The organism is Dolichospermum sp. LEGE 00246 (assembly GCF_015207865.1).
GTDB classification, from domain to species: domain Bacteria; phylum Cyanobacteriota; class Cyanobacteriia; order Cyanobacteriales; family Nostocaceae; genus Dolichospermum; species Dolichospermum heterosporum.
Genome location: NZ_JADEWA010000265.1, coordinates 1 through 7,567, shown reverse-complemented (window position 1 = coordinate 7,567; position 7,567 = coordinate 1). Strand labels below are relative to the sequence as shown.

The window sequence follows — 7,567 nt, the reverse complement described above, 5'->3', positions numbered from 1 at the left end:
TGTATAAGAGACAGCTCCCCCCACTCCTTCTAATCTCACCCTTTCCGACCGGCAAAGGAAAAAAATTCACAGAAATTTAACAATGTGTACCAATAATTTGGTAACTTAATACATAGTTTGCAACAATTAGGGAAAAATTACGTTGAGTTACCATCCAGATGCCATTGCCGCCCACGGTGGAGAGTTAATTAACCGGGTTGCTTCCTCAGCACAAAGAGAACTATTTCTCTCCAAAGCTGACTTTTTACCGCGTGTGGAACTTGATGAGCGAGCAGTTTCCGATTTAGAAATGATTGCCATTGGTGGTTTTAGTCCTTTGACTGGTTTCATGAACCAAGCAAACTATAACCGAGTCGTTACAGAAATGCGGTTAGCTAACGGTATTGTCTGGTCAATTCCTATTACACTGTCTGTAACGGAAGAAGTAGCAGCCCCTCTACAAAAAGGCGGTTTAGTGCGTCTGGATAATCCCAGAGGCGAGTTTATTGGGGTATTAGAACTCACTGAAAAGTATACCTACGACAAACAACAGGAAGCCATCAATGTTTATCGCACTGATGATCTTAAACATCCTGGGGTACAGGTGGTTTATAATCAAGGTTCTATCAACCTAGCAGGTGATATTTGGCTATTACAACGTGATTCTCATCCCCATTTTCCCAGCTACCAAATTGACCCCGCCGCGTCACGGGAAATGTTTCGAGAAAAAGGTTGGAAAACAATTGTGGGTTTCCAAACTCGCAATCCTATCCACCGCGCCCATGAATATATTCAAAAATGCGCTTTAGAAACTGTAGATGGTCTATTTTTGCATCCATTGGTAGGGGCAACTAAGGAGGATGACATCGCCGCTGATGTGCGGATGCGTTGTTATGAAATTTTACTAGAACACTATTACCCTGTAGATAGAGTAATTTTGGCAATTAACCCAGCAGCGATGCGCTATGCAGGTCCAAGAGAAGCCATTTTCCATGCTTTAGTGCGGAAAAATTACGGCTGTACACATTTTATCGTCGGACGTGATCATGCTGGTGTCGGTGACTACTACGGCACTTATGACGCTCAGTATATCTTCGATGAATTTGCCCCTGAAGAGTTGGGAATTGTGCCAATGAAGTTTGAACACGCTTTCTATTGTAAGCGCACCAAACAAATGGCCACAACTAAAACCAGTCCTAGTAGTCCAGAGGAACGAGTTCATCTGTCGGGAACAAAGGTGCGGGAAATGTTACGTCGAGGTGAATTACCACCGCCAGAATTTTCTCGTCCAGAAGTTGCGGCTGAGTTGACCCGGGCTATGCAAATATCACCTAAGTAATGGGACAGAATTAATTACACAATGTCATTGCGTTAGCGCAGCGTGGCGTTAGCCATATGAAACGAAGTGAAATCAAGCAATTCCAAGGGTTGTGACTGCTTCCCTTCCCTCGCAATGACTGTAAATATTTTTGTCCAATTACTTGTATTAGTTTAGATTCAGATCAAGAACTTTACTTGTAAAAATAAAGTGCGGATGGATGATGAATCCCCAGGATCTTCTGGTAAGATATTGAGTATCTTGACCATCAATGCCATAAGCGAAAACCAAGCTAATAGGTATATGTCGCAAGCAAAAGATTTGGGTCTTGGGGATCAGGACTCCTGCCCTTGGAGGGAATGTAAGTCCAATAGAACTACGAAGTTCTAGAGGCTACTCCCGATGAATTGGGAAGCTCCGTCCGTCTTACGGCGGAGTAATTCAAGCTATTAGCTAATGGGCTGGAGTCTGATTGCTAATGATGAAACGGCGTAGGTTTTTACAACAAATTAGCGGCTTACTAGCAGCATTGGGGTTAGCTGAGACTGAGTGGTTGAGTTTGGGAAATCCCTATTACCAAGCTTTAGCACAATCTCACCGGCGGAAGTTAGCATTATTAATAGGTATTAATCAATATCCACAAAGTCCTGCTCTGGGGGGTTGTGTAACTGATGTGGAATTGCAAACAGAACTGTTAATTAATCGTTGTGGTTTTGCAGCAGCGGATATTCTAACTTTAACTGATGAACAAGCTAGTAAAGATTTTATTACAGCGGCTTTTTTAGATCACTTGGGTAAGCAAGCCAAATCTGGAGATGTGGTGATTTTCCATTTTTCCGGCTATGGGACTCGCGTTGATTTGGGGACGGGAATATTAGCAAATGCCATAGTTCCTGTTGATGAGAATAATTTATTAGGCACAAAATCGAGAAACTATTTATTGACAGAAACTCTGTTATTATTATTGCGATCGCTCCCTACAAATCAAGTTACGGCAATATTAGATACCAGTTACAATCATGCTCCTAAATTAAAACCCACTGGTTTACGAGTGCGTACCCGACCACAATCATCAGCAGCAATTTTACAAATAGAGGAATCAGAGTTTTTATCCCAACTGAAAAATCGGCAATTAGCTAATCATCATCCTCTGATTATCAACGCTACCGCAGCACCAAATCAACAGGCAGGAGAATTTATTTTCTCTAATGGCACTGTGGGATTATTAACTTATGCTTTAACTCAATATTTGTGGGAAACTACCCCAGCTAAAACAATTTCGGTTTTTCTTTCTGGTGTTGCTACTTCCATGTATCAGTTGGGTGGAAAACAACAACCAAGTCTATTAAATGAGTTAAATAAATTTCCCAATGCTTTAATTATTGATTATTTTCCGATTGATAACTTGAGAAGTATTGGGGTGATTCAAGCCGTAGAAGAAGATGGCAAAATATTCAAGTTATGGTTGGGGGGATTACCTCTCCACGTTATCACTAATTATGGCGTAAATTCTCGGTTAATTTTGGATACAGGGGCAGAGTTAACTGTTAAATCAAGAAGTGGGTTAGTAGCTAAAGCTCAATTGACAAATAGGGAGATTACCAATCTCCCTCAAGTTGGGCAAATAGTCCAAGAAAGTATACGCATATTACCCCGTAATATTTTTGTGAATGTGGCGTTAGATGAGCATTTGGAAAGAATTGAAGTGGTAGATGCTACTAGCGTTTTTTCAGGAATTAGCCGAATTGCTAATATTATCACCACACAAGAAACCGCTGATTATGTATTTGGTAAAGTTGCCCAAGTTCCTAGCCGTTATGGTCTTTTTTGCCTGGGTGGTGAACCAATTATTAATACTATCGGGGAAGTTGGGGAAGCGGTGAAGGTGGCAGTACAGCGATTAACACCGCAATTTTCGACTTTGCTGGCATCAAAGTTGTGGCAGTTGACAGAAAATCAAGGTTCTTCCCGTTTACCTGTGAGGGCGACTTTAGAGGTTGTTAATAGTATTGTCTCCCGTGTGTTTATGGTGCGGGACACTTTGGGAACTGCTAGTCAGGATAACATATTGCAACCACCTGGCTACGAGGGAATTGCTATGCCGACAATTCCTCTGGGTAGTCGTTTGCAATATAAGGTTGAAAATTTGAGCGATCGCCCTATATACTTAATTTTAGTGGGTTTAAATAATAATCAAAATGCCTTTGCTTTTTATCCTTGGGAAGTTTTTCCAGAAACAGAAATTCCTCCCACTAAACCCCAACTAATAGAAATTCTCATTCCTCCAGGTCAAACTATGAAAATACCAGATAATCAATCTGAACCTGGTTGGTTATTACCCACACGTTATACTTTTTGTGAACACCAAATTATTCTGAGTACCGTACCGTTTCAGGAAACTCTCGCGGCATTAGCTACTACCAAATATTCTACCACAGATCAACAGACTATTAGTCCTCTAGTCAATCCTTTGGAAGTTGCCCAAGCGATATTACAAGATTTACATAATGCTAGTAAAGTGAAAACTGATATGAATATTACTACCAATGATGCCTATATTTTGGCTGTTAATAACTGGGCAAGTTTGAACTTTAGTTTTCAAGTTGTTTAGAAAGTAGGGGCGTAGGGACTGCGCCCATTCAGGAGTTTAGAATAAAAAATAAAGAATATTTTTCTTTTATCTTCTCTGCTATATCAAGTTTTCTGTAGCCTGAATCCTTACTTTAGAAATGCAAATATCTAAACTTCGTTAATTGTCACTTGATTTTGGATTTGGAACTACCCAATTGTTTTAATCTAAAATCTAACATCCCCAGTCATATCCATGACAAGCTATACTAAAATTTAATCTATTATTTATGTTTCCTATGGTTGTAAGTGCTTCGACCACCAAAATCACTTGGGAACTCTTACCCGAAGACTTCATTTTAGACGATGAACCTGTGGATAATGTCAATCAACCCAGTCTGGCAGCAGCACTCACAGAAAGCCTAGAACTTGCTGGCAAACTTCCAGAAACTGCCCTTGCTACCACCAATTACGGCATCTGCGCCACAGTAAATGATAAATTTGTCATCAAAGCCCCTGACTGGGCTTACGTGCCGCAAATTACAGTGTCTAGAGAACAAATCCAACGCAGTTACACCCCCCACAAACAGGGACAAATTCCTGCGGTGGTAATGGAATTTCTTTCTGATCCAGATGGTAGTGAATATTCTAATAAACACACCTATCCTCCTGGAAAATGGTTTTATTATGAACAAGTTTTACAAGTTCCTAACTACATCATTTTTCAACCAGATATTGGTGAATTAGAAATATATCACTTGCATGAACATGGACACTATAAATTGCGTTCCTCAGATGAAAATAACCGTTATTGGTTAACTGAAATGGAATTATTTATTGGTGTTTGGCAAGGAAAACGCGAAAACCGTCAAGGTTATTGGTTACGCTGGTGGGATCAAGATGGTAATTTGCTACTTTGGGGTTCTGAGTTAGTGCAACAAGAACGACTTGCTAAAGAACAAGAACGACTAGCAAAAGAAACTGCTCAACGCCAAGTTAACCAAGAACGACTTGCTAAAGAAACTGCCTTAAAACGCTTGGAACAGTTAGAGAAACGCCTGCGAGATGCTGGCATTTCTGACTAACTTTTATTCAGATCCCCGACTTCTTTAAGAAGTCGGGGATCTTTGCTTTTACCTTTCGTGATAATTCCTTAAATAACAAAAATCCCGAAAACTCGGAAATACAAGAACGTTCCAAATATTCAATAAAAGCTCGTCTTGCTTCCCCATCAATATGTTCCCACGACTGTTCAAATTCTTCATCTCTAACAAAATGATGCCGATTATCGCTTGGGGAGAGTCCCACCTCTAGTTGACACGAACAATTCATGTCCTAACTACCTTGACCGTTGCTATAATTAGGAGGCTGAAAACCTCTTTTCTGTTCCCCGTTCCCCGTTCCTTTGCCATAACGACAATTTTTAACGCCAACCTACTTAATCAAACTGTTATTCATTCTCTATGTTAAACCTAGCCAACATTCAAACCCTAGCTCAAGAATACAGTCCCCAGGAACTTTTTGCAGCTTTGATGTGGCAACGTCGCTTTAATGAGTTTAATGGGGAGGAGGTGATTAGGGATCTTAGTCAATATTCTCATCTATGGGCAAGTTTTCTGTTTACGAAACCAATTTTTGCACCAGATGAAAATGGTTTAAGTTTTGGTGGTTTGGTAGATACTTTATTGGCAATGGCAAATTATCGCCCAATGCCAGAATCGAGTACAATACACTTTGTAGCTTATCCTGGAGATACTCTGTACATTTTGACAGAAAACCAAGATACTATTGTGTCTCAGCTTTTGGATTTGGGTAAAAAGTGGCGTGCAGATTCAGTGGATATTACTGATGGTAATAATGAAGAGTATGGTTTGCGACTTAGGCGACAGTTACGAATGAGATTGGAAGCAGGTTTGGAAGGTGAGTCGCTTTGGCAACAGCGAGATGCTGTGGTTATTACTTATTGGTGGGATTAATGATTAAAAAAATGTCAATCTCCATCCTATAAATCCTTTAATCCTGGACATCCTGATTCTAACCAAATTAGGAAAATGTTAAGATTGATGTATCGCTTTTCTGGAGTTATGGGGAATGCGATCGCCAGCGTCAATTCCAACAATTCCAATTATACCGTAGAGGTCGTTACGTTGAATTTAACTTAGTCTATGACCGGGGAACAATATTTGGTTTACTGATGGTAGAGCAGAATCTATTTGAGGAGCATTATCCATCCAATGTAGACCGATTTTTTGGGTAGCTGGACATCGCTTACATCGTAACCACAAGAAATAGATTTTGATGAATAAAAGCTGCATTTTATTTTTACCCTCATCCCCAATCCCCTATTCCCTTACAAATACTTCTCCAACAACAAAGCCAGCTTCTCTTTCGTTGCTGCTGGTGCATTTGCTAAATTCGTCAAAATCGCATACTTCAAAGCCGAATGCGCCTCACTAGCAGGGGGATTTGCACTTAACCGCTTCACAGTTTCTTGAATTACCTTTTGTGCATTCGCCGCATTCTTGTGTAAATTCCCAATCACCATTTCCACCGTCACGCTATCATGATCGGGATGCCAAGAATCATAATCCGTCACCAGCGCCAAGGTTGCATAAGCGATTTCCGCTTCTCTGGCTAACTTTGCTTCGGGTAAATTTGTCATCCCGATTACCGTAGCACCCCAACTCCGATAGAGATGAGATTCAGCCTGAGTGGAAAAAGCCGGTCCCTCCATACATACGTAAGTACCACCATCATGTAACGTGACATCTGGTAAATTTAAAGAAGCGATCGCCTCCCTCAAAATCCCAGCCAAATTCTGGCAAATCGGCTCACCAAAGGCAATATGCGCCACAATTCCCTCACCAAAGAAGGTAGAAATACTATTCTTGGTTCGATCAATAAACTGATCAGGAATTACCATATCTAGGGGTTTAGCTTCAGCCTTCAAAGAACCCACAGCGCTCGCAGAGATTAAGTATTCTACCCCCAATTGCTTCATCGCGTAAATATTAGCCCGAAATGGCAACTCAGAAGGTAACAACGTATGATTACGACCATGACGCGCTAAAAATGCCACGCGAGTTTCCTCTAAAGTTCCGAGAATAATCGCATCTGACGGTGAACCAAAAGGGGTAGAAATCTCTATTTCCTCCACATCTTTCAGTGCTTCCATCTTATATAACCCGCTTCCACCTATGATTCCAATTCTAGCTATGGTCATAAACTATCTAATTTCTCACTAATTGAACTCACAAGTAATTTTACCTAAAAACTGTCCCTTGATAAATGCACAAAATTCACAGATAAGCAGGTTGGCGTTGAAAATTGTCGTTATAGCAAGACAATAGGCAATAGGCAAGAGTAAAGAAGTTTTCAGAGATTTTACGTTTCTTTAAGTAATTGGACAAAAATATTTACAGTCATTGCGAGCGAAGGGAAGCAATCACAACCCTGGAGATTGCTTCATTTCACTCCGTTATATATGGCTAACGCAACGCTTACGCAATGACATTATGTAATTAATTCTGTCTCACTACTTACAGAGTTTGGTTTTATTGTGTTCACCTACTTACTACAGCGATTTCCAATCATATAAGGTACATCTTAGCCCCCTCATCGCACCCCCCTAAATCCCCCCGCAGCGGGGGGAAGAAAAGGATAAGCTTTTGATACTGGAGGGGGTTGGGGGTGGGGTTCTTG

At 40.7% G+C, this 7,567-nt stretch carries 5 protein-coding genes and 2 pseudogenes; 5 read left to right on the top strand and 2 right to left on the bottom strand.

From position 1 onward, the window contains the following. Positions 1 to 142 precede the first annotated feature (142 nt). The 3 genes from sat (at position 143) to IQ228_RS16715 (ending at position 4,950) form a co-directional block, all read left to right on the top strand. A complete protein-coding gene (gene sat / locus IQ228_RS16725; RefSeq protein WP_027404506.1) occupies positions 143 to 1,318 on the top strand; it encodes a sulfate adenylyltransferase in 1,176 nt (391 codons plus the stop codon). A gap of 460 nt (positions 1,319 to 1,778) precedes the next feature. After that, entirely contained in the window at positions 1,779 to 3,908 is a 2,130-nt protein-coding gene (locus tag IQ228_RS16720; RefSeq protein ID WP_027404507.1) for a caspase family protein, read from the top strand. A 256-nt stretch (positions 3,909 to 4,164) separates the two neighbouring features. After that, positions 4,165 to 4,950 carry a Uma2 family endonuclease gene (locus IQ228_RS16715; RefSeq protein WP_193963613.1) on the top strand — a complete coding sequence of 262 codons (786 nt, stop codon included), beginning with the start codon at positions 4,165 to 4,167 and terminating at the stop codon, positions 4,948 to 4,950. A 34-nt stretch (positions 4,951 to 4,984) separates the two neighbouring features. On the opposite strand, the pseudogene IQ228_RS16710 reads toward IQ228_RS16715, so the two are convergent. Then, positions 4,985 to 5,152 (bottom strand): annotated as a pseudogene (locus tag IQ228_RS16710) (magnesium-protoporphyrin IX monomethyl ester cyclase); the annotation flags it as partial. A 176-nt stretch (positions 5,153 to 5,328) separates the two neighbouring features. Between IQ228_RS16710 and IQ228_RS16705 the strand changes: the two are divergent. Further along, complete coding sequence (locus IQ228_RS16705) at positions 5,329 to 5,841, top strand: hypothetical protein (protein ID WP_027404510.1); 513 nt, start codon at positions 5,329 to 5,331, stop codon at positions 5,839 to 5,841. A gap of 119 nt (positions 5,842 to 5,960) precedes the next feature. Further along, positions 5,961 to 6,056, top strand: a pseudogene (locus tag IQ228_RS16700) (coproporphyrinogen III oxidase); the annotation flags it as partial. Positions 6,057 to 6,215: 159 nt separating this feature from the next. Here IQ228_RS16700 and IQ228_RS16695 read toward each other — a convergent pair. Beyond that, complete coding sequence (locus IQ228_RS16695; protein ID WP_027404511.1) at positions 6,216 to 7,088, bottom strand: S-methyl-5'-thioadenosine phosphorylase; 873 nt, start codon at positions 7,086 to 7,088, stop codon at positions 6,216 to 6,218. Between the last annotated feature and the right edge of the window lie 479 nt (positions 7,089 to 7,567).

Coding starts and splice junctions, on each gene's coding strand:
- IQ228_RS16695 (WP_027404511.1), bottom strand. CDS start 7,088: ATGACCATAGCTAGAATTGGAATCATAGGTGGAAGCGGGTTATATAAG.
- IQ228_RS16715 (WP_193963613.1), top strand. CDS start 4,165: ATGGTTGTAAGTGCTTCGACCACCAAAATCACTTGGGAACTCTTACCC.
- IQ228_RS16705 (WP_027404510.1), top strand. CDS start 5,329: ATGTTAAACCTAGCCAACATTCAAACCCTAGCTCAAGAATACAGTCCC.
- IQ228_RS16720 (WP_027404507.1), top strand. CDS start 1,779: ATGAAACGGCGTAGGTTTTTACAACAAATTAGCGGCTTACTAGCAGCA.